Annotated in this window: 29 protein-coding genes; 15 read left to right on the top strand and 14 right to left on the bottom strand. The window is 70.2% G+C overall.

Going from position 1 to position 26255, the window contains the following annotated elements:
• Window positions 1-26 precede the first annotated feature (26 nt).
• Window positions 27-722 carry a DUF998 domain-containing protein gene (locus tag IFR11_RS07705; RefSeq protein WP_055833836.1) on the bottom strand — a complete coding sequence of 232 codons (696 nt, stop codon included), beginning with the start codon at window positions 720-722 and terminating at the stop codon, window positions 27-29.
• A gap of 573 nt (window positions 723-1295) precedes the next feature.
• On the opposite strand from IFR11_RS07705, the gene IFR11_RS07700 reads away from it, so the two are divergent.
• Window positions 1296-2639 (top strand): cell division initiation protein, encoded by a 1344-nt coding sequence (locus tag IFR11_RS07700; RefSeq protein ID WP_181015993.1) that lies wholly within the window; start codon window positions 1296-1298, stop codon window positions 2637-2639.
• A gap of 48 nt (window positions 2640-2687) precedes the next feature.
• A complete protein-coding gene (locus IFR11_RS07695) occupies window positions 2688-3623 on the top strand; it encodes an aldo/keto reductase (RefSeq protein ID WP_191915759.1) in 936 nt (311 codons plus the stop codon).
• A 10-nt stretch (window positions 3624-3633) separates the two neighbouring features.
• Here IFR11_RS07695 and IFR11_RS07690 read toward each other — a convergent pair whose 3' ends face one another.
• Window positions 3634-4224, bottom strand: coding sequence for a hypothetical protein (locus tag IFR11_RS07690; RefSeq protein ID WP_191915758.1), 591 nt, complete (start codon window positions 4222-4224; stop codon window positions 3634-3636).
• Window positions 4225-4370: 146 nt separating this feature from the next.
• Between IFR11_RS07690 and IFR11_RS07685 the strand changes: the two genes are divergently transcribed.
• Window positions 4371-4598, top strand: a complete 228-nt coding sequence (locus tag IFR11_RS07685) for a hypothetical protein (RefSeq protein ID WP_156458710.1) — start codon at window positions 4371-4373, stop codon at window positions 4596-4598.
• Window positions 4599-4798: 200 nt separating this feature from the next.
• On the opposite strand, the gene IFR11_RS07680 is transcribed toward IFR11_RS07685, so the two are convergent.
• Window positions 4799-5176, bottom strand: a complete 378-nt coding sequence (locus IFR11_RS07680; RefSeq protein ID WP_055833824.1) for a DUF7882 family protein — start codon at window positions 5174-5176, stop codon at window positions 4799-4801.
• Window positions 5177-5257: 81 nt separating this feature from the next.
• Between IFR11_RS07680 and IFR11_RS07675 the strand changes: the two genes are divergently transcribed.
• Genes IFR11_RS07675 through IFR11_RS07665 form a run of 3 tightly spaced genes read left to right on the top strand, consistent with a single transcriptional unit; the run spans window position 5258 to window position 8535 of the window.
• Window positions 5258-5845, top strand: coding sequence for a MarR family winged helix-turn-helix transcriptional regulator (locus tag IFR11_RS07675; protein WP_191915757.1), 588 nt, complete (start codon window positions 5258-5260; stop codon window positions 5843-5845).
• Complete coding sequence (locus IFR11_RS07670; RefSeq protein WP_055833820.1) at window positions 5842-6633, top strand: transglutaminase-like domain-containing protein; 792 nt, start codon at window positions 5842-5844, stop codon at window positions 6631-6633. Before IFR11_RS07675 ends, IFR11_RS07670 begins: the two co-directional genes overlap by 4 nt.
• Before the next feature lie 51 nt (window positions 6634-6684).
• Window positions 6685-8535: a DUF2207 domain-containing protein gene (locus IFR11_RS07665; RefSeq protein ID WP_191915756.1), complete on the top strand. Its 1851-nt coding sequence runs from the start codon at window positions 6685-6687 to the stop codon at window positions 8533-8535.
• 51 nt (window positions 8536-8586) lie between these two features.
• Here IFR11_RS07665 and IFR11_RS07660 read toward each other — a convergent pair whose 3' ends face one another.
• The gene (locus tag IFR11_RS07660; RefSeq protein WP_191915755.1) at window positions 8587-9270 is read right to left on the bottom strand and encodes an esterase/lipase family protein; all 684 of its coding nucleotides are present in this window, start codon (window positions 9268-9270) and stop codon (window positions 8587-8589) included.
• A gap of 123 nt (window positions 9271-9393) precedes the next feature.
• Between IFR11_RS07660 and IFR11_RS07655 the strand changes: the two genes are divergently transcribed.
• Together IFR11_RS07655 and IFR11_RS07650 are read left to right on the top strand one after the other, a co-directional pair.
• A complete protein-coding gene (locus IFR11_RS07655; RefSeq protein WP_191915754.1) occupies window positions 9394-9642 on the top strand; it encodes a hypothetical protein in 249 nt (82 codons plus the stop codon).
• Window positions 9639-11078: a glycosyltransferase gene (locus IFR11_RS07650; protein ID WP_191915753.1), complete on the top strand. Its 1440-nt coding sequence runs from the start codon at window positions 9639-9641 to the stop codon at window positions 11076-11078. Before IFR11_RS07655 ends, IFR11_RS07650 begins: the two co-directional genes overlap by 4 nt.
• A 149-nt stretch (window positions 11079-11227) precedes the next feature.
• Here IFR11_RS07650 and IFR11_RS07645 read toward each other — a convergent pair whose 3' ends face one another.
• Together IFR11_RS07645 and IFR11_RS07640 are read right to left on the bottom strand one after the other, a co-directional pair.
• Window positions 11228-11413 (bottom strand): hypothetical protein, encoded by a 186-nt coding sequence (locus tag IFR11_RS07645; protein ID WP_055833809.1) that lies wholly within the window; start codon window positions 11411-11413, stop codon window positions 11228-11230.
• Window positions 11414-11503: 90 nt separating this feature from the next.
• Window positions 11504-14161, bottom strand: coding sequence for an MMPL family transporter (locus IFR11_RS07640; RefSeq protein WP_191915752.1), 2658 nt, complete (start codon window positions 14159-14161; stop codon window positions 11504-11506).
• A 119-nt stretch (window positions 14162-14280) separates the two neighbouring features.
• On the opposite strand from IFR11_RS07640, the gene IFR11_RS07635 reads away from it, so the two are divergent.
• The 3 genes from IFR11_RS07635 (at window position 14281) to IFR11_RS07625 (ending at window position 17171) form a co-directional block, all read left to right on the top strand.
• Window positions 14281-14844, top strand: coding sequence for a TetR/AcrR family transcriptional regulator (locus IFR11_RS07635; protein WP_055833802.1), 564 nt, complete (start codon window positions 14281-14283; stop codon window positions 14842-14844).
• A gap of 230 nt (window positions 14845-15074) precedes the next feature.
• Window positions 15075-16097: a TerC family protein gene (locus IFR11_RS07630; protein ID WP_191915751.1), complete on the top strand. Its 1023-nt coding sequence runs from the start codon at window positions 15075-15077 to the stop codon at window positions 16095-16097.
• 108 nt (window positions 16098-16205) lie between these two features.
• A complete protein-coding gene (locus IFR11_RS07625; RefSeq protein WP_055833795.1) occupies window positions 16206-17171 on the top strand; it encodes an LLM class F420-dependent oxidoreductase in 966 nt (321 codons plus the stop codon).
• Between the two features lie 46 nt (window positions 17172-17217).
• On the opposite strand, the gene IFR11_RS07620 is transcribed toward IFR11_RS07625, so the two are convergent.
• From IFR11_RS07620 to IFR11_RS07595, 6 genes are all read right to left on the bottom strand, one after another.
• Window positions 17218-18120, bottom strand: a complete 903-nt coding sequence (locus tag IFR11_RS07620; protein ID WP_191915750.1) for a helix-turn-helix domain-containing protein — start codon at window positions 18118-18120, stop codon at window positions 17218-17220.
• A 5-nt stretch (window positions 18121-18125) separates the two neighbouring features.
• Window positions 18126-18293: a hypothetical protein gene (locus IFR11_RS07615; protein ID WP_197978720.1), complete on the bottom strand. Its 168-nt coding sequence runs from the start codon at window positions 18291-18293 to the stop codon at window positions 18126-18128.
• A gap of 302 nt (window positions 18294-18595) precedes the next feature.
• Complete coding sequence (locus tag IFR11_RS07610) at window positions 18596-19087, bottom strand: FBP domain-containing protein (RefSeq protein WP_191915748.1); 492 nt, start codon at window positions 19085-19087, stop codon at window positions 18596-18598.
• Between the two features lie 272 nt (window positions 19088-19359).
• Window positions 19360-19737, bottom strand: coding sequence for a PPOX class F420-dependent oxidoreductase (locus IFR11_RS07605; protein WP_082509263.1), 378 nt, complete (start codon window positions 19735-19737; stop codon window positions 19360-19362).
• 17 nt (window positions 19738-19754) lie between these two features.
• On the bottom strand, window positions 19755-20273 hold the full coding sequence (locus tag IFR11_RS07600) for a 2'-5' RNA ligase family protein (RefSeq protein WP_055833785.1): 519 nt from the start codon (window positions 20271-20273) through the stop codon (window positions 19755-19757).
• A gap of 7 nt (window positions 20274-20280) precedes the next feature.
• Window positions 20281-20658 carry a DoxX family protein gene (locus tag IFR11_RS07595; protein ID WP_070408563.1) on the bottom strand — a complete coding sequence of 126 codons (378 nt, stop codon included), beginning with the start codon at window positions 20656-20658 and terminating at the stop codon, window positions 20281-20283.
• A gap of 166 nt (window positions 20659-20824) precedes the next feature.
• Between IFR11_RS07595 and IFR11_RS07590 the strand changes: the two genes are divergently transcribed.
• A complete protein-coding gene (locus IFR11_RS07590; RefSeq protein WP_156458709.1) occupies window positions 20825-21118 on the top strand; it encodes a hypothetical protein in 294 nt (97 codons plus the stop codon).
• Between the two features lie 317 nt (window positions 21119-21435).
• Window positions 21436-21888, top strand: coding sequence for a MarR family winged helix-turn-helix transcriptional regulator (locus IFR11_RS07585; RefSeq protein WP_191915747.1), 453 nt, complete (start codon window positions 21436-21438; stop codon window positions 21886-21888).
• 7 nt (window positions 21889-21895) lie between these two features.
• On the opposite strand, the gene IFR11_RS07580 is transcribed toward IFR11_RS07585, so the two are convergent.
• Complete coding sequence (locus IFR11_RS07580) at window positions 21896-22213, bottom strand: DUF7882 family protein (protein ID WP_191915746.1); 318 nt, start codon at window positions 22211-22213, stop codon at window positions 21896-21898.
• A gap of 74 nt (window positions 22214-22287) precedes the next feature.
• On the opposite strand from IFR11_RS07580, the gene IFR11_RS07575 reads away from it, so the two are divergent.
• Both IFR11_RS07575 and IFR11_RS07570 read left to right on the top strand, forming a co-directional pair.
• Entirely contained in the window at window positions 22288-23313 is a 1026-nt protein-coding gene (locus IFR11_RS07575) for a glycoside hydrolase family 6 protein (RefSeq protein ID WP_342030265.1), read from the top strand.
• A 133-nt stretch (window positions 23314-23446) separates the two neighbouring features.
• Complete coding sequence (locus IFR11_RS07570) at window positions 23447-24391, top strand: response regulator transcription factor (RefSeq protein ID WP_181015995.1); 945 nt, start codon at window positions 23447-23449, stop codon at window positions 24389-24391.
• A gap of 98 nt (window positions 24392-24489) precedes the next feature.
• Here IFR11_RS07570 and IFR11_RS07565 read toward each other — a convergent pair whose 3' ends face one another.
• Window positions 24490-25968, bottom strand: coding sequence for a glycosyltransferase family 2 protein (locus IFR11_RS07565; protein WP_191915745.1), 1479 nt, complete (start codon window positions 25966-25968; stop codon window positions 24490-24492).
• Window positions 25969-26255 lie beyond the last annotated feature (287 nt).

Here is a 26255-nt window from a genome sequence, read left to right as displayed (position 1 = left end):
TCGCCCGCAGGGCTCGCCCCGCGACCTCAGGAGACCGGTCGGGTGGACCGACGCCCCGGAGCCGCCCGCTCATCGGCCGCCACCTGCAGGCCGAAGACGCCGAACCAGGCGATCGCCAGCGTCGCGGCAGTGAATTCCAGGTTGCCTCCGAGCACCGTGTCCCCGCCGAAGAGCGAGAGCATGGCGCCGGTGAACGACGTCACCCCGACGGCCACGAGGGTCATGACGCTCGCCGCGCGCATCCACGGCCGTCGTCGCAGAGCCGCTACCTGGCCCATCGCCACGATGGCGAGGACGAACCCCAGCACGGCGAACGAGATGTGAAAGAGGTCTTGCACCTGTGCGCCCGGGGTGAACGGAACCGGGCAGCCCGGGGAGCACGTGATGACCGAGGCCACGGCGAAGCAGAGCCCGCACACCAGCAGGGTCGTGGCGACCGGCCATCCGACGACGTATCCCCCGCCTCGACCGACGAGGGCGCGATCGACGAGCACCGCCGCGATGGCGAGCAGAAGCAGCGCGAGATTGAACAGCGGCGCCGTGGGCATGCCGGTCGCACCGAGCTGGCTGACGTACTGCACGCTCGGGTCCACACCCCGGCAGACCCAGATGAGCGCGGCACTGACGAAAGCGGCCGATCCCCCCACGGTCGCGAGCGTGGCGGGTCGAGGCGGTCTCACCCGTGATCGTGCGGGCGCGGACTGGTCGACGGTGTCGATCATCGACTCCTCCTGGGGGACAACGGGGCTCGGCCACATTATCGCTTCACCCCGGGCTGTCCGACGCCGAGGTGATCTGTCGATCCAGCGGGGTGAATTCCCCACGCCCTGGTCCGCCTGCTCGCGCGGCGCACCCGATGCTGGATCCGCGGGCAGAGCGAGCACGTCGCCTGCGAGCCGGGGGGCCGCATTGCTGAATGTCTCGCTCTGCCCGCACCTTTCCCCCTTCGGCGGTACCTCGCGTCGACGACCCGGTCGTAACGGGCGCCGGCGCGCCCATTCACCGGAGCACTCCGGGTGGGGCGAGCGCCGGGGTGAAAAAGGGGGGATCTACGCACCAGCCGGGTCGGATCGATGCAATCGTCGAGATCGAGCGATCGTCGAGTTGTTCTCCCCCAAGATTCGAACTCTTCCACCGCGATCGCTCACTCTCGGATGCGCGGTCTCGCCGCCTCGGCACCCGGCCGCGAGACCGCGCATCCCCTTAGAGCCTCCTCCGAACGCCTTACGCCCGCACGCCGATGGGGTTGAATCAAAGGGCGCCCGGATCGGACGCGCCACCCCGAGGAGGACCCCGTGACCGACGACCGCGCCGACCACGAGACCGGCCTGGATGCCCTTCTTCAGGCGTCCGAGAACGGCGACGAAGGGGCGCCCATCTTCCCCGTCGGCTTCCGCGGCTACGATCGCGACGTCGTCGACGAAGCCGTTCGTGAACTCGGTGAACGTCTGCGAAGGGCGGCGGACGACGCGCACGACGCGAAGATGCGCGCCGAAGCGATGTTCGCCCAGCAGCGCGCGGAGCATGATGACGAGCTCGAGCAGGCTGCGCGGCGGCACAGCGAAGAGAACGGCGAGCTGCAGGAACGTCTGCGCGAAGCGGCGGCGCGTGCCGCCGAGGCCGAGACACGGGCATCGGCGCTGTCCGGCGAGTTCGCCGCCCGGCTCGGAGAGGACATCGATCCCGAACAGGGGCGACAGCAGTTCGATGCGATCCTGCGCGTCGCCGAAGAACAGGCGACCGTGCTCGTGCAGAACGCCGTCGGGCAGGCGGAGCGCCTGCTGACGAGCGCTCACGACGAAGCCGCCTCCATCCGCGAGGACGCCGTCGCCGAGCAGTCCCGCCTCCGTGCCGAAGCCCAGCACGACGCCGACCAGATCCGCCTCCGCATCGAGACGGAGGCGACGGCGCACGCCGCGCGTCTCGAGCGCGAAGGCGCGCACGCCGCCGAACGGGTGTCGCAGGCGGAACGCGAGGCCGTGGCGGTGCGCACCGAAGCCGAGAAGGGCGCGGCCGCCCTGCGTTCGATGGTGTCTCGCGAGACGGGGGATCTTCGCGCGAAGGCGGAGCGCGACGTCCGCGAGATGACCGCGCGGGTGCTCGAGTTCGAAGAATCCCTCACGCGACGGCAAGACGATGCGCAGCAGGAGTTCCTCGTGCTGCACAACCAAGCGGTCGCCCACGCCGAGCGGATCACCTCCGATGCGAGCGATCAGGTGGCGGCGGCACTCGAGCACGCGCGCCGGATCAGCGCCCGGGCCGACGACTACGAGCGGCTGGCCCGCGCCCAGGCGCAGCAGGTCGAGGCCGACACGCACGTGCGCGCGCGCGACATCCTCGACGGATCCCGCGAGAAAGCACAGCGCATCGCCGACACGATCACGACGCACGCGGCGTCGGTCCTCCGAGACGCCGAGGACCGAACCCGTGATCTGCGGTGGCAGCAGCAGCAGCTGAGCAGCTTCATGGCCGAGATGAACGAGCTTCTGCGCGCTGTGCCCCGCGGTGGGTCGACGGGTCTCGACCTCGAAGACGACGCACCGACTTCGAGTACCGAACACGACGAGAAGCACACCGAGGTGGAACGAGACGTCACGGTCGGCGCGCACGAGGACGACGAGGTCGATCCTCCCAGCTGACGTTCGGCGCGCATGCTCTCCCGGAGCTCCCCGGCTAACGTGGGAAGCATGCGCACCGTCCCCCTCGGCCCCTCCGGCACTCGAGTCCCCCACGTCGTCGCAGGAATGATGCGGATCGACGGGAAGAGCGACGAGGACGTCCGCCGGCTCTACCGCGCCGCGCGCGACGCGGGAATCGATTTCTTCGACCACGCCGACATCTACGCGGCCGAACTGCACTCCGCCGAACGCCGGTTCGCCGAAGCCCTGTCGCTCGACTCGGCCGAACGGTCGGAGATCCGCCTGCAGACCAAAGCGGGGATCGTTCGGGAGGGGCCGTACTTCGACTTCTCGTACGACCACCTGGTGTCATCGGTCGAAGAATCCCTGCGGGCTCTGCGCACCGACTACGTCGATGTGCTTCTTCTCCACCGCCCCGATGCCCTCGTCGAGCCCGACGAAGTGGCTCGGGCTTTCGACCACCTCGAGTCCGCGGGCAAGGTGCGGGCGTTCGGCGTCTCGAATCACACACCGCGTCAGATCGACCTGCTGCGCACGGCCGTACGCCAGCCTCTCGTGGCCAACCAGGTGCAACTGTCCATCGCCCACGCGCCTCTGCTCACCCAGGGGCTCGCGGCGAACATGGAGGGCACGGCGCAGTCGGCCGTGCTCGACGGGGGCGGCCTGATCGAGTACTGCCGCATCGAGGCCATCACCTTGCAGGCCTGGTCTCCGCTGCAGGGATCGCGGGGTGGTGGGGTCTTCCTCGACAACCCGGCCTACGCCGAGCTCAACACGGTCATCGGCGAGCTCGCCGCGCGCTACGGGGTGACGCCCCTCGCGATCGCGGTCGCGTGGATCACCCGACACCCGGCCGGAATACAGGTGGTGCTCGGCACCACCACGCCCGAGCGCCTCACCGAGGCTGCGGCGGGTTCCGACATCGACCTCACCCGCGCCGAGTGGTACGCGCTCGTGCGCGCCGCGGGCTACGTCGTCCCCTGACCGGTGTGTCTCAGTCGCCGCGACGCCCCCGGCGACTGCGGGAGATCACGACGATGAGGCCGACTCCGACGATGACGGCGGCGATCAGCGGAACGAGGACGAACGCGAGTCGACCTGTCTCCGCCTCGGCGTCGGGTTCCGCCTGAGCGGAATCCTCCCCCGCCGAGGGGGAGGCGGACGACTCGGGTGCCGACGAGGGCGCCGAGGTCGCCGGAACCGGCTCCGCCGTCGCCGCGGTGACGGTGACCGTCGCCTGCGCCAACGTCGACTCCCCCGTGCCGACCGCGATTACGATCTCACCGGCGCGCGTCGGGATGAGCTCGACGGTCGCTGATCCGTCGACCACCGCGACGCGGGCGGTCGTCCCGCCCGCGTCGACGCCGTCTCCGTCGAAGGCCGCGGCGTCGGTGGCATCCATCCCGAAGGTGGCCGTCTCGAGGCCCCCGAGACCTGTCGCCGTGACGGTGGTGGTCTCGCCGATCGCCACGGCCGCCGGGTCGATGGTCACCGCCGGTCCCGTCGTGGCCTGTGCCGCCGCGGGAGCGAGGGCCAGCGAGGCGAAAAGTACGGAGATGGCCAGAACGGCCGGTCGGAGGCGCACGGGGATTCCCTTCGTCGGTCCGCGTAACGGTACCCACCGCGGCGACCGACCGCGCGGTGGTGGACGCGGACGCCGGGGAGCGCTAGGGATCGCCGCCCGACCCGCTTCGCTAGGCTGTGCTCGACATCCACGAGAAGGGGAAGCTCATGACGTCGATCCGACCGTTTGCGGGAGTCTTCCTCTGCGGCATCGCGGCTCTCGTCTTCGCCGCCCCGACGCTCTTTCTCGCCGCGGACTCGCCGACGGGACCCAAGGTCGCGTTCCTGGTGGTCGGGACGATCATCCTCGCCCTGGGAGCGCTGCGCATCCGCCGCGAAGGCGCCGCGAGCGAGCGGGCGACGGACGAGCCCACGAAGCGCGTCAGCGGGGAGTGACCGCTTCCCGGTCTTCGATCAAGACGACCGAGATCGGTTCGGTGGGCAGGTCCCAGGCGGCGACGGGGTTCATGAGCTTCTCTCTTGCGACGGACGTGAGGTGAGGTTCTGCGCTGTGTCACGCATCGCCACCGCGAGATCGGCGTCGATGCGCGTGCGGGCCGGCGGTGCGGCAGTCGGGGCCCCCGGCGGGCCCCCGATCACGCGACGCGGGCGAGCGAGCGCGTCGCGTTCGCGGATCGGGGCGCCGGACGCGCCGGGGCCTCGGCCGCCGGAGCTGCGTCGAGCATTCCGTCGAGGCTGAGTCCGCGCGAGGAGTTCGCGTCGTTGGCCATGCGCTTGAGGATGTTCTGGTCGAGGGACTCGGGCTGCTCGGAGTCGAAGACGAACCGCAGGGGGATCGACGGCTGCAGCCAGATCGTCGAGCGTCCGGCCGGTTCGTTCGGGCCGTGCACCCACGACAGGGTGAAGCTCTCGCCACGACGGAGCTTGGTCGCCACGACGACCTTCACGTGTGCCAGCAGTCGGTCCTCGATGATGATCGGCTCGACGGTCGTGCCGTAGAAAAGCTTGGCCATGGTGTACCCCTCTGCTCGTTGCTTGTTTGAGAACTTACTAGTTAGACTAGCGAATAGGCAAACAAGATATTAGGGGACCGGATGACGACCGAAAGCAGCACGCCTCCGTCGTACTGGTACAGCGAAAGCGCCGACGACGAACGGGGATCCCGGGTCATGGAGGCAATGCGTGCGTATCGCAGCGCCGAGATGGCCATGCGCCGTCGCACCCAGGACTCGATGGCGATGGGCGAGAACGAGCTGCTCGTTCTGCGCTATCTGACGCGAGCGGCGGGGTCGGGTCAGGACGTCACTCCGATCCACCTGGCGCGCCATCTCGGCGTGTCGACGGCATCCATCACCGCGCTGCTCGACCGTCTCGAGAAGAGTGCCCACGTGCGGAGGAGTCCGCACCCGACGGATCGCCGGAAGGTGCTCGTGTCTGCGACGATCCACGCCGATGACGAGATGCGCGACACGTTGGCGGCGATGCATCGACGCATGATGCAGGCCACCCGCGGAATGACCGAAGCCGAGACGACGGCGGTCACCGCCTTCCTCGGGCGCATGCGGTGCGCCGTGACGAACGCCTGCGCCTCGACGGGAGACCCGTGTTGCGCGATCGCGGGGGTCCCCGCCGTCTCCCCCTCGGCCGTCGTTCCCGAGACCGTCCCGGACGTGGCGGCGTGAGAGCGCGAGTCACCGCGGCCATCGAGCTCCAGGTCGACAGCGACGCCGACGTCGTCCTCTCGATCGCGGCCGCCTCGGGGTGGACGGATGACGAGCGACTCCAGGTGCGCACCACCGCCGGGGTGCTGCCCGTCACCGAGAGCGTCGACCACCACGGCGGACGCCTGCATCGCGTGACGCTGCCGGTCGGCCATGTTCGGATCGACTACGACGCCGAGGTCACGAGCCCGACCGCCCCCGCTCCCTCGGATGAGCTCGACGCCGTGCGCTACCTCCGGCCCAGCCGTTACGTCCCCTCCGACGCCCTGGGTGACGGCATCCCGAACTTCGGCGGGGCCGCACCCCGCGAACTGGTCTCGCTCGTGCCGCAGTGGGTCGCGGATGCGCTGTCTTATGTGAGCGGGTCCAGCGGGCCCACCGATACCGCTCTCGACACCCTCCGCAGCCGCGAAGGGGTCTGTCGCGACTACGCCCACGTGACGATCGCGCTTCTGCGCGCCCTGGGCGTTCCCGCCCGACTCGTCTCCGTATACGCCCCCGGCCTGTCCCCCATGGACTTCCACGCCGTCGTCGAGGCCTTCGTCGACGGACGGTGGGAGGTGGTGGATGCCACCCGCCTGGCGCCGCGCCCCCACTTCGTCCGCATCGCGACGGGGCGGGACGCTGCCGACACGGCCTTCCTCACCACGCTGTCGGGAACGATGACGTTGTCTTCCGTCGAGGTCAGCGCCGTCGCCATCGGCGCCTTCACCACCGACGACCATCGCGGCGCGGTGCTCCTACCCTGAGTCCCCCTCACGGGGGATCCCCGCCGGAACCCCGCGCGGTAACGTCGCAGCATGGACGTCTTCCCCCCGCCGTCTCGAGCCCTTCGCCGCGCCGCTGCCCTCGTGGCGGTGTTCGCACTGGCGGTTCTGCTCGTCGCCATCCCCCGCCCGGCCGCGGCCGACACCGACGACTTCACCTTCGACTCCTTCGACGCCGACATGAGCTTGTCGCGCACCTCGGACGGGCACGCCGAGCTCGCCGTCGTCGAGACCATCGTGGCGCGCTTCCCCGACGAGGATCAGAACCGCGGAATCGTGCGGGCGATCCCCGACGATTACGACGGAGTGCCGTTGCAGACCCGTGTCGTGTCGGTCACCGACGCGTCGGGTGCCGACGTGCCCTACGAGATCGAGGAGGGGCGCCGTGAGGTGCGGGTGCTCACGGGCGACGACGATTACGTGCGCGGCGTGCAGACCTACGTCATCTCGTACACGCAGCGCGACACCATCCGGTCGTTCGCCGACACCGACACCGACGAGTTCTACCGGGACATCAACGGCACCGACTGGGAACAGCCGTTCGGTGAGGTCTCGGTCCGACTCAGCGTCGACCCGTCGCTCTCCTCGACGGCGATCGACGGGGCGGCCGCGTGCTACGTCGGAGAGCAGGGCTCCGACGCCCGGTGCGACATCACCCGCACCTCGGACGCAACGGGGTCGCTCGTCTGGACCGCCGGGGCACGGGACCTCGACGCGGGCGAGAACGTCACGGTCGCGGTGGGCTTCTCACCCGGCACCTTCGTCCCGGGCGAAGTCGTCCGCACCCCCATGGAGCAGTTCTCCGTCGACGCGGCGCCCGCTCTGGCGGGGCTCTCCCTCGGCGCGGTGGGCCTGGCGGTGGCCGCAATCGGGACCGCCGTCGTCGCGCGCCGGCGCGGACGGGATGCCGCCGGGCGCGGTGTCATCGTGCCCGAGTACGCCCCACCGTCCGACGTCGACGTCCTGCAGGGCGCTGAACTCGTGCAGCGCGGGGGCGCCGGCATCCCCGCCGCTCTGCTCGACGCGGCGATCGCGGGCCATCTGCGCATCGTCGAGTCAGCGGACGACGTACAGACCCTCATGCTCGAACTCGTGCGCACCGACGACGCGAGCCCCCTGCACGCCGCGGTGCTCACGGCCGTCTTCGGCTCGGGAGCCCGGCCCGGTGCCCGCGTCGTGCTGGGGCCCGACCGGCAAGACGTGGCGAAGGCGTTGCAGGCGCTTCCCCCCGGCGCCTCCGCAGAACTGCGGGCGCGGGGATGGACCCACCCGCAGCGTCACGGCCTCTCGATCGGCGCCGGCATCACCGCGGTGGCGGCATTCGTCGTCGCGGTGGGAGCCCTCATCTTCGCGGCGATGGGAACGGCCCCCACGTGGTGGCAGATCGCCGCGATTCCCGCGACCGTGGTCCTCGGCATCCTGGCGTTCGTCCTGCTGCGCTACCGCGACCGCGTCACCGACGCCGGCGCCCCCGCCCGCGACCACCTTCGGGGCCTGCGCGACTACCTGCAGCTCGCGGAGGCCGACCGCCTGCGCGTTCTGCAGAGTCCCGAGGGAGCCGAGCGGCGCCCCGTCGACACGGCGGACTCGGCGCACGTGCTGCACCTGTACGAGCGCCTTCTGCCGTGGGCCGTGGTGTGGGGAGTCGAGCGCGAATGGGCGCAGGTCCTCGACACGCGTGTGCGCGAGAACGGCGGCGAGCTGGGCTGGTACGCCGGCTCGAACGGCTTCTCGTCGACGGCCTTCCTCGCCACGATGGGATCGATGCGCACCGCCAGCGCCCCGGCGACGGCCACGACGAGCGGATCCGGGAGCTTCTCGGGCGGGTCGTTCGGCGGGGGCTTCTCGGGCGGCGGAATGGGCGGAGGCGGCGGCGGTCGGTGACGCCGTCGGGGCCGCAGCTCGAGACCGTGGCGGGACGACGTCCGCGAGGCGTCACTCCGCGACGCGGATGACCTCCGCGATCACCCGCGGGTCGGCCAATACGCGGAAGTGCCCGCCACCGGCGAGCCGGACGTTGCGCGCCCCCGCCAGCTCGCTCCCCTCGGGGATGTGCGGGTCGAACAGACCGTAGACCGAGACGATCCGCACGTTCGCTTCGGCCGCAGCGGCGAGCGCGCGCACGGTCGCGTCGCCCGAGGCAAAAGCCCGCAACGACGGGGTGGGCATGAGCCGGCTGTAGCGCGAGCCGCCGAAGGGCGTGGCCACGGCCACCATGGCGCGCACCCTCTCGCCCTCCGGATCAAAGGCCATGACGTGCTTGCCGATCAGCCCGCCCTTGCTGTGGGCCACGAGCACGACGTCGTCGAGCCCCCGCGCGACGAGCAGCGCGGCGACGCGATCGGCGGCGTCGGCCACGGGCCGAAGATTGCCGCCCAGCTCGGTGACGACGTGCACCGGGTGCCCGCGGTCGTGCAGGGCCTTCGCGAGGGGTTCCATGAAGCGCCAGGTCTCGTAGATCCCGGGCAGCAGCACGATCGGGGTCCCGCTCCCCTCGGCGAGCGCATCGGGGGCGTCCCGACCGGTGAGCGCCCGCACTTGACCGCGCACGGCGTAGACGTAGTCGCGCACCCACCACCCGAGGTCGCGGATACCGGTGCGGAGCTTCGCGATCACCATGTCCCCATCCTCGTCGAGGCTCCTCCGCGCGGGCGTCGGGTTGCGCCGACGGGCCTCGCCGCACACCCGCGCCGTGCGCGCAACCCGCGTCTCGGTGTCTGCGGCCCGTCGTAATCTGTCGCCATGGACACCTCGGATATCCGCTGGAACGAGCCCGCCCGCCAGAAGATCCTCGACGACGCCGACGCGGTGTTGCGCGAGGCCGTCGTCGCCATCGCCCGCGAGAGCGACGGCATCTCCTCCGACGAGGCGTTCGCGCAGATCAACGCCCGCATCAAGAACCGCTTCATCGACTACGAGCCGGGTCCCGACATCCGCACGTACGCCGACGCGATCGCCGCCGGGGAGATCTCCCCCGACGACGCCGGATGACGCGCGGCCCCTCTCTTCCCCGCGGTCGGCAGTTCGTCCTCACGTGGGGCATACCCGCTGAGTACGGCGGCCTCACCGCCGCCCTCCTGCAGCGGTCGCGCGCCTTCGCCGACCACGGCTCCCCCGTGCACGTGCTGACGTGCGACGACCGCGACGATCGGGTCGCCGTGTCGGCGCAGCTCGAGCGTCGTGGTGCCCTCGCCCCGGGCGTGCACCTCACCAACCTGTGGGATTGGCTTCGCGAGAACACGCTGCGAGGCCGTCCGGTCGCCACGGGTGCGGGATTCTCACCCCTGCCGGCCTCGGCCACCGCCGAGTACACCGGGGGCCTCCTGGTGCGGCGGATACGGACGGATGCCGCGGGGGCGGTGCAGCAGATCGATCACCTCCGCGCCGACGGGACGATCGCCGTCAGCGACCGCCGCGATGTCGCCCACGGCTCCGGCCGTACCCGGCGCGTCATCGTGGCCTGCGATGAGAGCGGCGCCCCTCGCGCCGCGTGGCGCGGGGTGAGGGAGCTGTACACCGCGTGGCTCGACCGGCTGACCGGCGGTGCGCGGTCGTTCCTGCTCGTCGACAGCAAGGCCATGGCACGGTTCGCGGCCGGGTATCGCCGAGCCGGCGTGGTCGTGCTGCACGTGGTGCACGGCTCCCACCTGACCGACGACGGCAGCGCCATCCGCGCCTCCCGCGCGGAGGTGTTCTCGCGGCTCAGCGCCTTCGACGCCGTCGTGTTCTGCACGCCACGGCAGGTGGCCGACGTGCGGCGCGAGGTCGGGCCCATCCCCCTGCTGACCGCGGTACCACATCCGGTCGACGTGCCCGACGCCGATACTCGTGCACCGCGCGACGGCACGGTGGTGGTGGCCCGGCTCGAGCCGATCAAGCGCGTCGACGACGCGGTCGACGCCATCGGGCTGGCACGGTCGCACGGCGCGCAGGTGCACCTCGACGTGTACGGCGACGGTCCCTCCCGCGCCGCTCTGGAGCGACGGGCCGGCGACGGCGTCGTGTTCCACGGCTTCGATCCCGCCGCGCGCGATGCTCTCCGGCGCGCCTCGACGCTCCTGCTGACGAGTCGTTCCGAGGCCTTCTCGCTCGTGGTGGCCGAGGCGATGGCCGCCGGCTGTCTGCCCATCGCATACGACGTGCCGTACGGCCCCCGCGAGCTCATCGCCGACGGACGCACCGGGTGGCTCGTGGCGCCCGGTGATGTCGCCGCGCTGAGTGAGGCGCTCGTGCACGCGGCATCCGCGAGCCCGGCGACCCTCGCCCGCATGCGCCGTGCCGCCGTCGAGAGGGCACGCGCGTACGACGAGGCCGCGGTCCTGCGTCTGTGGGGGCGCGCGCTCTCTCGGGCTCGACGGAGACACCGGCTCCGGGGGACCACCTGGCGCACCCGCGAGATGTTGCGGCGCCGCCTTCGGATCGGCTGAGATCCGGACCTATCCGGCCCTCGCAGGCGTAACGTTCCTCTCACCACCCCGGCATCGCCGGCGCGGAAGGCACCGATCTCGGTGCCACCGACGACTCCCGTCCGTCGAGCCCTCCCCCACGCGGCTCCGGACGGGAGTCGCCGCCGTTCTCAGCGGTCTTCGCCGTAGCCGCGGATGCTGCGCAGGTCGTCTTTCAGGTCCTCGTTCGACACGTCGTCGTTCACCTGGGCGTCGGCGGCGCGCTGCTCCTGCTCGCCCTGCTTCTTCTCTTCGACCCCGGCGTCGGTCGCACCGTCCATCACGGGCGCGTCTTGGGTCTCTTCGCGGTCAGTCATCGTCGTCCTCCTCGGAAAGGGTGGTGACTGGCATCCTGACCCCCTTCGTCGCGAGCCGACCGGGGCTTGCGCCGACCTGGCCCGAGATGCTCACGCGTCGTGATGCGCCGGGTGACGACGCTCGAGCGCCGAGCCCTCGACGTCGACGTTCGGCACGATGCGATCGAGCCATCGCGGCAGCCACCAGGCCGACCCTCCGAGAACGTGCATGATCGCGGGGATGAGGAGCATGCGCACGATGAACGCGTCGAAGAGCACGCCGAGCGCGAGGCCGAGACCCATCGACTTGATGATCACCGCATCCGACGCGATGAAGCCCGAGAACACCGCGATCATGATGATCGCCGCGGCCGTCACGACGGTGCGTCCGGCGCGGAACCCCTGCGCCACCGCCAGTCGGGGCGCGGCCCCGTGCGCCCACGCCTCGCGCATGCCGGTGGCGAGGAACAACTGGTAGTCCATCGCGAGACCGAACAGGATGCCGACGAGGATCACCGGCAGGAAGCTGAGGATCGGGCCGGGGTTGTGCACGCCCAGGATGCCGCCCAGCCAGCCCCACTGGAAGACCGCGGTGACCGCGCCGTAGGTCGCGAACAACGACAGCACGAAGCCCACCGTCGCGATCAACGGCACCAGCAGCGAGCGGAAGACCATGATCATGATGAGGAACGACAACCCCACGACCACCACGAGGTAGATCGGCAGCACGTCAGCGAGACCCTCGGAGATGTCGATGTTGATCGCGGCGGCGCCCGCGACCGCCAGCTCGATGTCGCCGTCGACCGCGGGGAGGGACCGTAGATCGCGCACGAGCTGCTCGGTGGACACCGCGTTCGGGCCCTCCTTCGGGATGACCTGGAACGCCGCGAGCGTCCGGTCGTCCGACACCGCGACCGGGGCCACCGCGGCCACATCGTCCTGCGCGAACAGCTCGCGCGCGACGTCGAGCTGGATACCCTGCACGTCGGCCTCGGCGGTGCCGGCTGGCAGCGTCGCGGTCACGAGCAGGGGGGCGTTCGCCCCGGCGCCGAACGCCTGGTCGGTCCAGGTGAACGCCTGGTACGCGGTGGAGTCCTCGGCCTCCGACCCGCCGTCGGGCAGGCCCAGCCGCATCGACAGGGCGGGGATCGCCACGACCAGCAGCGCCAGGGTCGCGATCACCATGGTGAGCACGGCACGCAGCGTCGACATCGGCTTCACCGCGGAGACCGTCGCGATCGACCCCGTGCGGGCGGCGCGACGCGGATGCTCGGCGGAGTCGACGGGGGGCTCGGCGGACCGGGCGGCACGACGCGGATGCTCGGCGGAGTCGACGGGAGCCGGGGCCGAGCCCGCGGCCCGGCGCGGGCGCTCCATCGCGTCGGCGGCGGCTGTCGCCCTGGCGCGGGCCTTGCGGGTGAGGATCCGTGGACCGGCCAGCCCCAGCAGCGCGGGGATGAGCGACACCGCGATGAGCACGGCGACCAGCACGCTCACCGCCCCCGCCGTTCCCATCAGGCCGAGGAAGGGGATGCCGGTGATGTTGAGCGCCAGCAGGGCCACGATCACGGTCGTCCCGGCGAAGACGACGGCGTTCCCGGCCGTTCCGTTGGCGAGGCCGATGGATTCGACCACCTCGGCGCCCTGCAGCAGCTGGCGCCGGTGGCGATAGAGGATGAACAGCGCGTAGTCGATGCCGACCGCGAGGCCGAGCATCACGCCGAGGATCGGGGTGACGGATGCCATCTGCACCACGCCCGAGAACGACAGCGTGGCCATGGCCCCGATGGCGACGCCGACGAGCGCGGTGACGATGGGGAACGCGGCTGCGAGCACCGAGCCCAGAACGACGACGAGCACGATGGCGGCGATCGCGACGCCGATGGCCTCGCCGACGCCGAGGATCTCGGGCACACCCTGAGCGATCTCGGTGTTGAACGCCACATCGACGCCCGGCACCGGCTCGGCCGTGAAGTGCTCGACGACCGCGTCTTTCGAGGCCTCCGACAGCTCCAGCCGCGGCTCGCTGAAACCGACGTTGACGATCGCGGTGGACGCGTCGTCGGACACCAGACGGATGGCATCCGCGAACGACAGCAACTCGGCTCCGTCGGCGAGCTGGGTCTCCTGCGCGGAGATCTGCGCGACGCCGTCGGTCACCTGCGTCTGCTGCTGCGCGAGCGCCGCGCGCTGCTGGTCGAGCTGCGCCTGCTGCTGGTCGAGGGCCTCGAGCTGCGCCTGCTTCTGTGCGGTGGGCAGCGGCGCGGCCTCGAGCTGCGCGCGGGCGGCATCGAGCTGCTGCTGGCCCGCGTCGAGCTGCGCCGTCCCCGCGTCGAGTTGCTGCGCGCCCGACTCGGCCTGCGCGCGGGCGTCGGCGAGCTGCTGGCGGCCGTCGACCACCTGCTGTCGCTGATCGTCGAGCTGCTGCTGCGTCGAGAAGGGATCGGTGACGCGCGCCACGTCGGGCAGGTCGCCTGCCGAGGCGACCAGCCCCGAGATCCCGCTCTTCTGCTCATCGGTCAGCGCCGAGCCGTCGGCGGTGCGGAACACCACCGCTCCCGAGGCGCCGCTGAAGTCGGGCAGCTCCTCCTGCAGCTTCGCGATGACGTCCCCGGATGCCGTGCCCGGGATGTCGAAGCTCGAGCTGAGGCCCTTGGAGCCCAGCAGGAAGCCGCCCACCACCACGCCGAGGATCACGGCCCACGCGACGATCACCGTCCACGCGCGGCGCGCCGCGAAAGTTCCGAGACGGTGCAGCAGTTCAGCCATGCGGGGTGTTCCTCTCGTGCGGTGCGCGCGGAGGAGCACCGTCGGCTCCGACCAGTCCGTCGAAGATAACACGCACCGTCTCGTCTCGATTCGGCTCGAGGTCGTCCAGAATGTGTGTCATGGCTCTTCCGCGCAGTGGACCCGTTCGCAGCGAGGCGGCGCGCCTCGCGATCATCGATGCGGCCGTCGCCCTCTTCGTGGAGCGCGGCTACGACCACCTCACGATGGAGGGCATCGCCCGGCGCGCCGGCGTCGGCAAGCAGACCATCTATCGCTGGTGGCCGAGCAAGGGAGACGTCATCGCCGAGGCGATCCTCGAGGGCCGCCTGCTCGGCGGCCGGCGCGACCTCCCCGACACCGGAGACGCGCGCATCGACCTGGCCGACTGGCTCGACGAACTCTTCACCCTGCGCGCCAGCCCCGAGGGCGAGGGCATGCTGCACTCGCTCGTCGCCGCGGCCGCCGGAAGTGCCGAGACCGGCCGACGACTGCGCACCGAGATCCTCGCGGCGCCTCTCATGGCGCGATTGTCCGAAGCGCTGGGAGGAGCCACCGGGCCCCGTCTCGACGCCGCCGCCGACGCCCTGGTCGGAGCAGTGATCCTGCGCGCCCTGAGTCGCGAGGCCTTCCATCGCGACGACATGCTCGCTCTCGTCGACGCGATCGTGGGTGCTCGAACCTGACCCGGCGGCGGCCGCAGGACTCAGGATCGAATAGCACATCGCCCGAAACGGCGTCCAGCCCACCCACGCACATCTTCATCCCGTAGAATCGTGCGCAGCAAGGGGAGTACTCCCACGCGACGATCTCGTCAATACGGCCACGCCATCGTGGACCCGGGACGTCGGCCCGCTTCGCCGGGTGGAAGAGACCTTGGTGTTCTGGCGTACACCTATTCTCCCTGGAGGCCGTCTTGGGCGTCACACCCCTGGTCTGGATCATCACCATCGCGATCACGATCGCGTTCTTCGTCTTCGAGTTCTTCGCGCACGTGCGAAAGCCCCACGAGCCCACGATCGCCGAGTCCGCTCGATGGTCGGCGTTCTACATCGGCTTGGCCCTGCTCTTCGGCGTCGGTATCGGCGCCGTCTCGGGGTGGACCTACGGCGGCGAGTACTTCGCCGGCTACCTGACCGAGAAGGCGTTGTCGATCGACAACCTCTTCGTGTTCCTGATCATCATGACCGGGTTCGCCGTGCCGAAGATCTATCAGCAGAAGGTGCTGATGATCGGCATCGTGATCGCGCTGATCATGCGTGGCGCATTCATCGCCGTCGGTGCCGCGCTGATCGAGAACTTCTCGTGGATCTTCTACATCTTCGGCGCCCTGCTGCTCTTCCTCGCCTACCGCCAGGCGTTCTCGCACGGCGACAGCGACCCCGCGAACGGCAAGTTCATGCAGTTCGTCCGCCGCGTCCTCCCCGTGAGCGAGGAGTACAACGACGACAAGCTGACGGTGAAGAAGGACGGCAAGCGCTTCGTCACCCCGATGCTGCTCGTCATCATCGCGATCGGCTTCATCGACCTCGTCTTCGCGGTCGACTCGATTCCCGCCATCTACGGTCTGACCAACGAGGCGTACATCGTCTTCACCGCCAACGCCTTCGCGTTGATGGGCCTGCGTCAGCTCTACTTCCTCATCGGCGGGCTGCTCGAGCGCCTCGTGTACCTCGCGCAGGGACTGGCCGTCATCCTGGCGTTCATCGGTGTGAAGCTCGTCTTCCACGCCCTGCACGTCAACGAGCTGCCCTTCATCAACGGCGGCGAGCCGCTGCTGTGGGTGCCCGAGATCCCGATCTGGTTCTCGCTGCTGTTCATCGCGGCGACCGTGGCCGTGGCGACGTTCCTCAGCCTGCGCAAGACCCGCAACGACGACCAGAAGAATCAACGCGAGACGTTCGACGGCGAGAAGGTCATCCACGCACCCGAGGACTGACCCCGCACGACGACGGGCCCGCGGCGATCGCCGTGGGCCCGTTGCCGTATCCGGGCGTCGTGCGCAACCCCGGCGGACGCGTCCCTCGGCGGTCCTACCGTGGCGGTCATGACGCGATTCGGCTACACCCTCATGACCGAGCAGAGCGGCCCCCGGGCGCTCGTCGACTACGCCGTCGGCGCCGAGCGCGCCGGCTACGACTTCCTCGTCTCGAGCGACCACTACTCGCCCTGGCTCACCAGCCAGGGTCACGCGCCCTACGCGTGGACCGTGCTCGGTGCCGTCGCGCAGGCGACGACCGACGTCGAGCTCATGACGTACGTGACGTGCCCGACGGTTCGCTACCACCCCGCCGTCGTCGCACAGAAGGCGGCAACCCTTCAGCTGCTGTCGGAGGGGCGGTTCACTCTCGGCCTCGGCTCGGGCGAGAACCTCAACGAGCACGTCGTCGGTGAGGGATGGCCGGCGGTCCACGCCCGCCAGGACATGCTGGTCGAGGCCATCGAGATCATCCGCGCCCTGCACACGGGCGACCTCGTCACCTACGACGGCGAATACTTCCGCGTCGACTCCGCGCGCGTGTGGGATGCGCCCGACGGCGGCGTGCCGATCGGGGTGGCGGTGTCGGGCGAGCACTCGATCGCGCGTTTCGCTCCCCTGGGCGACCACCTCATCACCACCGAGCCCGATGCCGAGATCGTCCAGGGCTGGGACGAGCACCACGAGGGCGCGTCGCGCAAGATCGGTCAGATCCCGATCAGCTGGGACCCCGACAAGGATGCCGCCATCGCACGCGCCCACGACCAGTTCCGCTGGTTCGCCGGAGGCTGGGCCGTCAACGCCGACCTCCCGACCCCCGCGGGCTTCGCGGGCGCATCGCAGTTCGTGCGACCCGAAGACGTCGCCGAGTCGATCGCCTGCGGCCCCGACCTCGATGAGCTGGCTGAGAGCGTGCGGCCGTTCATCGACGCCGGTTTCACCGACATCGCCATCGTGCAGGTCGGCGACGAGCAGCAGCAGCGCTTCGTCGACGAGATCGCCGCTCCCCTGCTCGACAAGCTCCGCGCCCTGTGAGCCGTGGTCCGGGGCGCATCGGCGACGACGCCCCGGACTCCCGGGCTCAGCGCGGAGAGGCGCCGGTCTCGGCGATCCACCTCTCGAGGCGCCACGAGGGCAGGCGGAAGACACGGGCGACGACCGAGACCGGATGCCGGGCCTCGACGACCGCGGCGACGGCGAACTCGCGCAGCGAGCGGAACTCGCGGTCCGCCAGCACTCCTTCGCGCAGTTCGGTGAAGGTGCGGGGCTGCCGACGCAGTGCCGGGGCACGCTCGACGCCGGTCATGACCGAGCCGGCGACGGGCTGAGGTCGCGAGGCGACGACGCCGGTCGCCGGCGGGGCCGGGCGGGACGCCGTCTCGCTGGGCGCGGGTGCGTGCATCGCAGACCACGCGGCTTCCGGCGGGCGCATCGGCGCCTCGTGGCGCACCCACGGCGCGGGCGGCAGCGGCCCGCCCCACGTCTGCTCCGTCGGAGGATAGACCGTCGACTCGGGCCGGACGGGCGCGAGGGGTGGCTCGGGCATGGTCGGCGCGGCCACCGCAGAACTCCAGGGCGCAGCGGGGAGCTCCCCACCCCACACCACCTCGCTCGGCACCACGTACGGGCTGACCTTCGCTGCGGGCGCGCTCATCCAGGGCGCCGGGGGAAGGTCGCCTCCCCACACGACCTCGCTCGGCACCACGTATTCGCTGCGCGTCGCCTCGTCGCCCGGCGCCGTGCGCACGGCGCCGCCGAAGAGCTCGGCGATCCCGATCTCGAAGGTCTCGGCGAGGGCGACGAGCGTCGCCAGCGACGCCGTCGCGCGTCCCGACTCGATCGCGCGGACGCGTGACTCCGAAATGCCGGCCTCGAAAGCCAACCCGGCGACCGAGAAGTCCCGCACCCTTCGCAGGGCCCGCACCCGGTCGGCGAGGCCACGCAGAACACCGTCGAGTCGATCGTCCACCGTCACGTCCGTCATCCGTGTCATCCCCATCTCACCCGAGGCGCGGCGGCGGCCTCATCGACCCACTTTTGCAGACGCCACTGCTGGATGCGGAACAGACGCGCGATGGTCGACACCGAGTATCCGCCCTCGAGGACCGCGGCGACGGCGAAGTCCTGCAACGACGCGAACGTGCGCCCCTCGAGCACCCCGGTGCGGAGGTCCGCGAAAGAACGGGGACGACCGGACGACGGGCGCCCCACCTGCGCGGGACCCGCCGGTCGGGGTCTGCCCGCGCGCTCGGCGGGCGTGCCGGGGCGCGTCCCCCTCGCCGACCATGATCCGGGGCCGCGTCCCGCACGGGATGCGTCCTCCGACCCGTCGTCGGTCGGAGGTTGCGGCTTCCCCGCGATCGGGGGGTCAGCGGATGCCGGGATCCCCGCGTCGAGTATCGCAGCAGAGCGGACCGCGCAGGGCCTCGCCCCGACGAGTCCGCTCCCGCGCCGCGCGGTCAGACCCCGTCGCGCAGATCGCGGAAGAACGCGTCGACGTGCGATCGCAGAGACGCGACCCGACGATCGCGCGCCGCCGCGGCGTCATGACCGAGGTACGCGGGCGGATCCAGCCGACGCACGTTGCGCGAGCACTCGAATCCCGCGCAGAGCAGGGTACCGACGGTGTTCCCCGCCCGGCCCGCTTTGCCCGTCCGTCGCGCGGAGAACAGCACGACATCGTTCGGCAGCGTCACGTCGGTGCACCACGAGCACTGAGCGCGAGTGCGGGTGCGCTGTTCGGTCTGACGCAACTGCAGACCGACCGGCGTGCCGTCGATCTCGGCGACGATGAACCCGAGCAGGGGTGACTTGGCGTCGCGCCATCCGACGTAGTCGAGGCGGTCCCACGGCGACGTGTCGATGTCGGTGGGCACCGTGAGGGCGCTGCGCTCACGGGTGGAGACGTTGACGAAGGCGGAACGGAGGGTGGAGGCGGAGAGAGCGTGCATGGAGGTATCCCGAAGAGAGGGTCCGCCCGCGCGGGCGGAACGAAGACGTGCGTGCGAGAAGGAGCGCACGCGCGAAGGTGATCGACCGGTCGAGAGGACGACACGGGATCGAGGTGGTCGCTCGCACACCGGCGAGCGGGCCCCGTCGGTCAGACGGCGGGGGAAGCGGCGCGCACGACGCCTGTGCCGCCGGCGCTCCGCGCGCCGACGACCCCCTCACGCCCGGAGGGCACCGAAGGAGTGACGAAGGACATACCTCCAGGGTACGCCCGTCAGGCCCGGAACGCCGCCGAACCCAGCGTGCGCTCGACCGTCATCTCGAGCACGACGCGCTCCGGGTTCTCACGGGGCTGCCGGTACCGCGCGGCGTACAGCTCCACTGCGCGGGCCACGGCCTCCGGATCATCGGTGACCTGCGCCGACCCTTCGAAGCTGATCCACTGCGCCCCGGCGACCGAGCACACCGAGGCGCGGCCGCTGCGCGCGGCGTTCACGAACTTCTGGGTGCCGCGCGAGCCGATGACGCGCACGATGCCGTCTTCGTACGTGAAGCCCACGGGAACGGAGTGCACCCGACCCGAACGGCCGACGGTCGAGAGGGTGGCCAGGTGGTACTCGCGCAAGAAGGCGAAGGCGTCATCGGTCAGCACTCCTCCAGGGTGCCACGTCACGCGATGTCCGAGACCGTTCTCGTGGCGGCATCCCAGCGACGGATCGACGTCGCCCGCCCCGCGAGGTCCGCCCCGCCTCCTCGTGCCAACGCCGAGAGCGCCTCGCCGATCCGGTCCACCGGCACGCGTCGCGCCAGGGTGACGTGCGGCGTCCACGAACCCGGACGCGTGTGGTCGGCGTCGTCGCCGGCACCCGCGCGCTCGTGCACGCGCGCGTGCAGGTCGAGCAGGGCCGATGTGGGAACGACCGAACGGGCGATGACGCGGGTGCGACCGACGCCGAACAGCAGCGGCGCCCCGAGCGTGAGCGGCAGCGGGAGCGACGAAGCCAGTCCCGTGGCATCCATCTCATCGAGGGTCCCGCGCACCAGCATCGTCAGATGCGGGCGGTTGCTCTCGCCCGTGTGCCGAGCTTGGCTGGGGAGGTCAGCCGCGACGAGAAGGTCCCACTCGCGTCGGACGGCCGCGTCGGTGTCGTCGTCGAAGAGCAGTTCCAGGCTGGTGACGTCGCTCATCGCGCGGTCATCGCGTCGACCACCAGGCCGCCGCGACGAGAGCCGGCTGGAAGAACAGGCGAACGAGGCGCTTGCGGTCGGTGTCCAGACCGAACGCCGAACGGCGCTTGCGCCACTGATCGATGTTGCCCGGGAAGATCGCGACGAAGAAGGCCGCGAGGGCGGCCCCCACCCGGCGACGTTCTTTCGGCAGCACCAGCAGGGCCAGGCCGAAACCCGCTTCGACGACCCCGGATGCCACGACCACGGCGTCGCGGTCGAGGGGCCCCCGTTCGACCAGGGCATCCGGCACCTGCGCCTGGAAATCGCGGCGCGCGAAGGTCAGATGCGATACACCGGCGAAGAGCATTGCCAGGGCGAGCGCCCACCGTACGACAGATCTCATGCGACCACGGTACGAGCCGCGAGACGTGGATCCGGTGGGCTTGACGACGACGCGCGCGTTCTGCGCGACGGATCGCGGCGACTACGCCACCCGGCCGGATCGCGCAAGCCCCGTGTCCTCGAGGCGCTGCGCGGTTGACTGACGATACGCGACGAAGGGGGTGACCATGACGATGACCGAGACAGCATCTACAGCGAGTGAGGACGCCGACGTGGACGCTCTGCTCGTCCGCGCCGCTAGTGGCGACTGCGACGCCTTCGTCGCGTTCTACGACGCCACCGCCCCGCGCGTATACGCGGTGCTGCTCTCCCTCACCGGCGTCGCCGCCTCCGCCGACGCCCTTCTCGAGGGCATCTACGTCGAGGCGTGGGAGCGCATGCGCGGCCGTTCGGCGCCGCCGTGTCCGGGGATGCAGTGGATGTCGGTCATCGCTCACCGGCACGCCGCCGGCCAACGCTGAGCGGACGCGTCAGGCGGGCGCCGTGGGCGCCGTCGAGGTCGGTGCGCTCGGGGTCGAGAACGAACCCGCCCGACGAGTCGGGGAGAGAGATGGGCTGTACGGACGACCCGGAGCACGGAAAGCCCAGGAACGTCTCCCTCGGGAGATATTTCGCATTCAGATTTTACTAGGCCGCCTAACTATCGTCGAGGAAAATCCGACGATATGCGGTCACAGAGGCGAATTATCGGACGCCGCCCCAGGACGTATCGACCGCCTGGAATCTCGTTAACCTAACTAGACTGTCGGTCACCTCGCCCGGATCCGACAGGAGGCGTATGACGATCGCGACGGACGAACCCGCCACGAGCGCAGCCCGCGCCGTCGAACGACTCCGCCTGGCGGAGGCCCGGCTCTCCCGCCGTCGGCAGACCGACTGCGGCCCCAGCGAGAACGCGCGTGCGGCGATGCGACTCATCCTCGAGCGCACCGACGACGGCCACCACGTGACCCCGACCGAGATCGCCCAGGCGCTGGGCATCTCGACGGCGTCCGTCACCGGAATGCTCGACCGCCTTCACGCGGGCCGTCTCATCACCTTCGCGGCGAACCCCGCGGACCGACGCAGCAAGTTCGTCGTCCCGTTCGACCGGGATCAGGATCCGGATGCCATCGACCCGGTGACCGCCCGCATCCGCGAGTTCGCCCTCGACCTCCCGGCCGACACCGCCGATCAGATCGTGTCGTTCCTCGACCGCGTCCGCGAGGTCGTCGACGCCGAGTGCGGCTGACGCCGGATCACACGACCGCCACGGCTCCGTCGGGTTCCGGTTCGACACCGACCGCAAGGCCGTTGGGTGAACTGGCCTCGTTCATCATGTCGTCGATCCAGCGCCGATTCAGCTGGGGGGCTCGGCTGCCGTAGAAGTGGAAGACCAGCGGGATCGAGGGATGGATCCACAGACTCCGCGTGCCGCTGCCGTCGCCGTGGGCGTAGTGGAACATGAACGGCTCCGCGCGACGCAGTTTGTTCATGAACACCAGGCGCAGATGCGACAGGGTCCGATCTTCGATGTCGAACGAGTGCCCGAGCGTGTTGTAAACCAATTTTCCCACCGATACAGCCTATATCGGCACCTCGGTTAGCTAACGCGGCCCCGACCGATGAACGCTCGACTAGAGTCCTGAGCGTGGTGAGAACACACCGCCCGAACCGGCCCCGCCGCCGCGTTCCCCGGGGCGTCCTGGCGATTGGCGCGGTCGTCGTGATTGCCGCGCTCATCGCGGTGATCGCCGTCGTGGGAAGTCTCGTCACCACCCTCTTCCAGACTCTGTCGGCTCGACCTCCCGCGGTCGACACGCGCATCGTGGCGCCCGACGAGTCCAAGGCCGCGCAGGCAGCGAGCGCCGCCGCCGGCAGCGCCGACGAGAACGACGCCGCCAGCTGGCTCTCGACCCAACCGACGACCTACTGGCTCACCCCCGAGATCGACCCGATCGACGAGGTCTGGGACCGCGTCGCGCACCTGGCCGCCGAGGCGCGGGATCAGGATGCCGCGCTGTCGATCGCCGTCTACGGTCTGCCCGATCGCGACTGCGGCAACCACTCCGCCGGCGGCCTCGATCCCGACGCCTATCGCGAGTGGACCGCCCGGATCGGCGATGCGCTGGGCAATGCGTCGGACATCCAGAAGATCGTCGTGCTCGAACCCGACAGCATCGCACTGTCTTCTTCCTGCGGCTCGTTCTCCGACCGGGCGTCCTACCTGCGCGGAGCCGTCGACAACATCCGCGGAACGAACACCTGGATCTACATCGACGGCGGCCACTCGGCGTGGCATCCCGTCACCGAGATGGCCGATCTCCTTCGCTCGACGGGCGTGCTCTCCGACGTCCGCGGCGTGGCCCTGAACGTCTCGAACTACCAGGACACCGCCGCGGAGTTCGCCTACGCCCACGCGCTGTCCGAACAGCTCGGCGGCACTCACGCCGTCATCGACACGTCGCGTAACGGCGCGGGACCCGCGGGCGCGGAGTGGTGCAACCCCTCGGGCCGACTGGTGGGCAGCGCGGGGGGATCGTACGGCGACGACGTCGTCGACACGAACCTCTGGATCAAGCCGCCGGGCGAGAGCGACGGCGAATGCAACGGCGGCCCGGTGGCCGGAACCTGGTGGCCCGCTGCGGCCGCCGAACTGGCGCGCGAGCGGGGCTGAGGCCCGTCGCATCCCGCGCAATCGGGCCGGGATGGGCCGAATATGTGCCAGGATTGCGCTCGTCGCTCTGCGACACCGCGGCTCGGGGGAGAACGTGGGCACGCCAGCGTGCGAAGCCGGAAGAGTGGGTGACATGAGCGACAGCACTGAAATGCTGAAGACCGCGGTGATCGTCGAGGACGATCCCGATATCCGACACCTGTTGGTCGAGGTCCTCGAGGCGGCGGGTTTCTCCACCGTCTCCGTCGGCAACGGCATCGACGGCGTCCGTGCGGTGATCGCCTACCAGCCCCTCATCACCACGCTCGATGTCAACATGCCCGGCATCGACGGGTTCGAGGCCGCCCGTCGCATCCGGCAGCAGAGCGATACCTACATCATCATGCTCACCGGCCTCGAAGAAGAGGCCGACGTCGTGCTGGGCCTGGGAGCCGGAGCCGACGAGTACGTCGTGAAGCCGTTCCGCCCTCGCGAACTGCGCGCGCGGATCGAGGCGCTGCTGCGCCGCCCGCGCGGCGGCGGGCCCGCCGTGTCGTCGGCCCCGCGCCAAGACAATGTCGGGCCGTCCTTCCCCACTCCTCGCACCGAGACACCGCCCCCCGTGGCGACCCCGAGCGCTCCCGTCGTGGTGCCCTCCTCGCAGGGCCCCGACCCCCGCTCCGCACCCGCGGGTGCCGAGATCGTCCCGCGCCCCGCCGCGGGCGCGATGGCCACGAACGACCTCACCCCCACCGGCGCCCAGTGGGTGGTCCACCGCGATCTGCAGCTCGACCCCGACAGCCGCCTCGTGCGGGTGGGCGGCGACGAGCTCGAACTCACGCGCACCGAGTTCGACCTGCTCGCGACCCTCATGGAGTCCAAGCGCCGGGTGCGCAGCAAGGCCGACCTGACGCTCGTGCTCCGCGGGGAGTCCTACGTCACCAGCTACTTCGTCGGCGAGGCCGACAAGCGGGCGATCGAGGCCCACATGACGAACCTGCGACGCAAACTCGGTGACAACCCCGCGAACCCGCGATACATCGAGACCGTACGCGGTGTCGGATACCGCCTCACGTCGGAGCTGCTCGCTCCCACCTGATTCGCGCGACCCGCACCGACAGCACGGATGCCTCGACCCTCCCCAGGGCCGAGGCATCCGTCTTTCTGATGCATTCGGGCGATCAGACCGTCGGTCCGTCAGACCTTGAAGCCGTGGTGGCGACGGACGAGCTTGGTGAACATCATGACGGTCTGGAGCACGGTGACCACACCGACGATGGGCCAGCCGATCCAGAGGATCGAGGACTGCACCATCGGTCCGACCATGATCCAGATGACGGCGAGGGCGATGGCGACAGCCACCAGCACGACCAGCGGCGTCCAGTGGCCGAGTCCGCCACCGCGCTCGGCCTTGGCCTGCATGGCCCAGTTGTCGACCTTCTTGCGCGACAGGAATCGGGTCCAGGAGCGCACGAAGTGGCTGATGCGGATCCACATGAAGATCTCCGCCGGGAAGAAGAGGATGGCGAAGAGGATGTCCGAGCGGTCCACCGACTTGATGGTGCGTGCGATGCGCAGGTTCAGCAGCATCGCGATGACGGGCGGGATCAGCCACAGCGGCGAGAAGACGAAGGCGTTGAGGGCCAGCGAGCCGGCGAGCAGCGTGAGGAACGCCACGCGCACGAACAGGTTGGTCAGCATGCCGAAGTTCTCGAACCACCGCAGACGGAGGTTCGGGTGGAACGGCTGCCCCTTGGTGTCGCCGCGCTGGCCGGGCCACATGAGCTCGATGGCGCCGTAGGTCCACTTCACCTGCTGGGCGTCGTAGCCCGACAGCGTCGTCATGCCGCCCACGTCGGCGCGGGCGTAGGGGCTGATCTTCGTCAGGTACCCGGCGCTCTTGATCTGCAGCGAGAGGAGCGAGTCCTCGACCTCGGAGTCCTTCACCCACGGCGTGACCTGGTGATTCTGCTTCATCGCCTCGCGCAGCGCGTTGGTCGAGAAGATCGAGAACTGCCCGCCGAGCACCGCCATGTTTCGACCGCGCAGCATGTTCTGCAGGTTGAACGCGGCGAACTGCGTGCGCTGACCCGCGGTGAGGAATCGCGCCACGAGGCCCTTGATGGGCTTGTCGTCGATCGTGAAGATGGCGGAGATGCCGCCGATGCGCGAGTCGGAGACGGCCTCGGTCTCGAGATACTCGACGGCCTTCGAATCGGCGATCGTGTCGCCGTCCACACCCAGAAGGTAGTCGTATCCCTCGACCAGCGAGTACCCGTAGTTCAGGGCGCCCACCTTCTTGTCGGGGTTCTTGCCGATGTCGTGCACGAACACCTCGGTGAACTGCTCGCCGAGCTCGGTGGTGATCTCGTGCGGGCCGCTGTACTCCGAAGCGATCTTGACGGTCGCGTCCGAGGTGTTGTTCACCACCACGTGGATCACGTCCGGCACGCGCGTCTGCGACAGAAGCGCCTCGATGACGTCCGCGATCGACTCTTCCTCGTTGTACGCGGGAATGACGCACCCGATGGTGGAGCGGTGCACCGTGGTGTTCTCGAGCACGGCGGAGAAGTCGTCGGCGAAGCCGTGGTTCTCCTCGACAGCCCCCGTCGTCAGCTCGCCCGCGGTGTGGGAGAACTCCCGGGAGGGGGAGGAGAAGCTGCGCGCATCGGTCATGACGGTGGTCTTCCTGTGGGAGCGGTGGCGGATCGGCCAAGACCCACTCTGGTAGGTTCGCCGCAAGACGGCCAGGACACACGTCGTTCTTCCCCGCAAGATTTGCTCAAGATTGCGCCGGCCCCCCGAAGGAGGCGAGAGTTCCGTGATCTTCCTCGCCCTCCTCGCCGCGATTCTCGCCGCTGGTCTCGCTCTCGCCACGATCGTCCTCACGCACGGTCGCGCCCGCGACGATCGCGGCGGAGCCCGGGCAGACCTCGTGCGGTACTGCAACCTGTCGGCGGTGT

Source organism: Microbacterium sp. CFBP 8801, from assembly GCF_014839455.1.
Lineage (GTDB): Bacteria > Actinomycetota > Actinomycetes > Actinomycetales > Microbacteriaceae > Microbacterium.
Note: the sequence above shows the minus strand (reverse complement) of the source record. Positions and strands in the feature narration are given on the sequence as shown.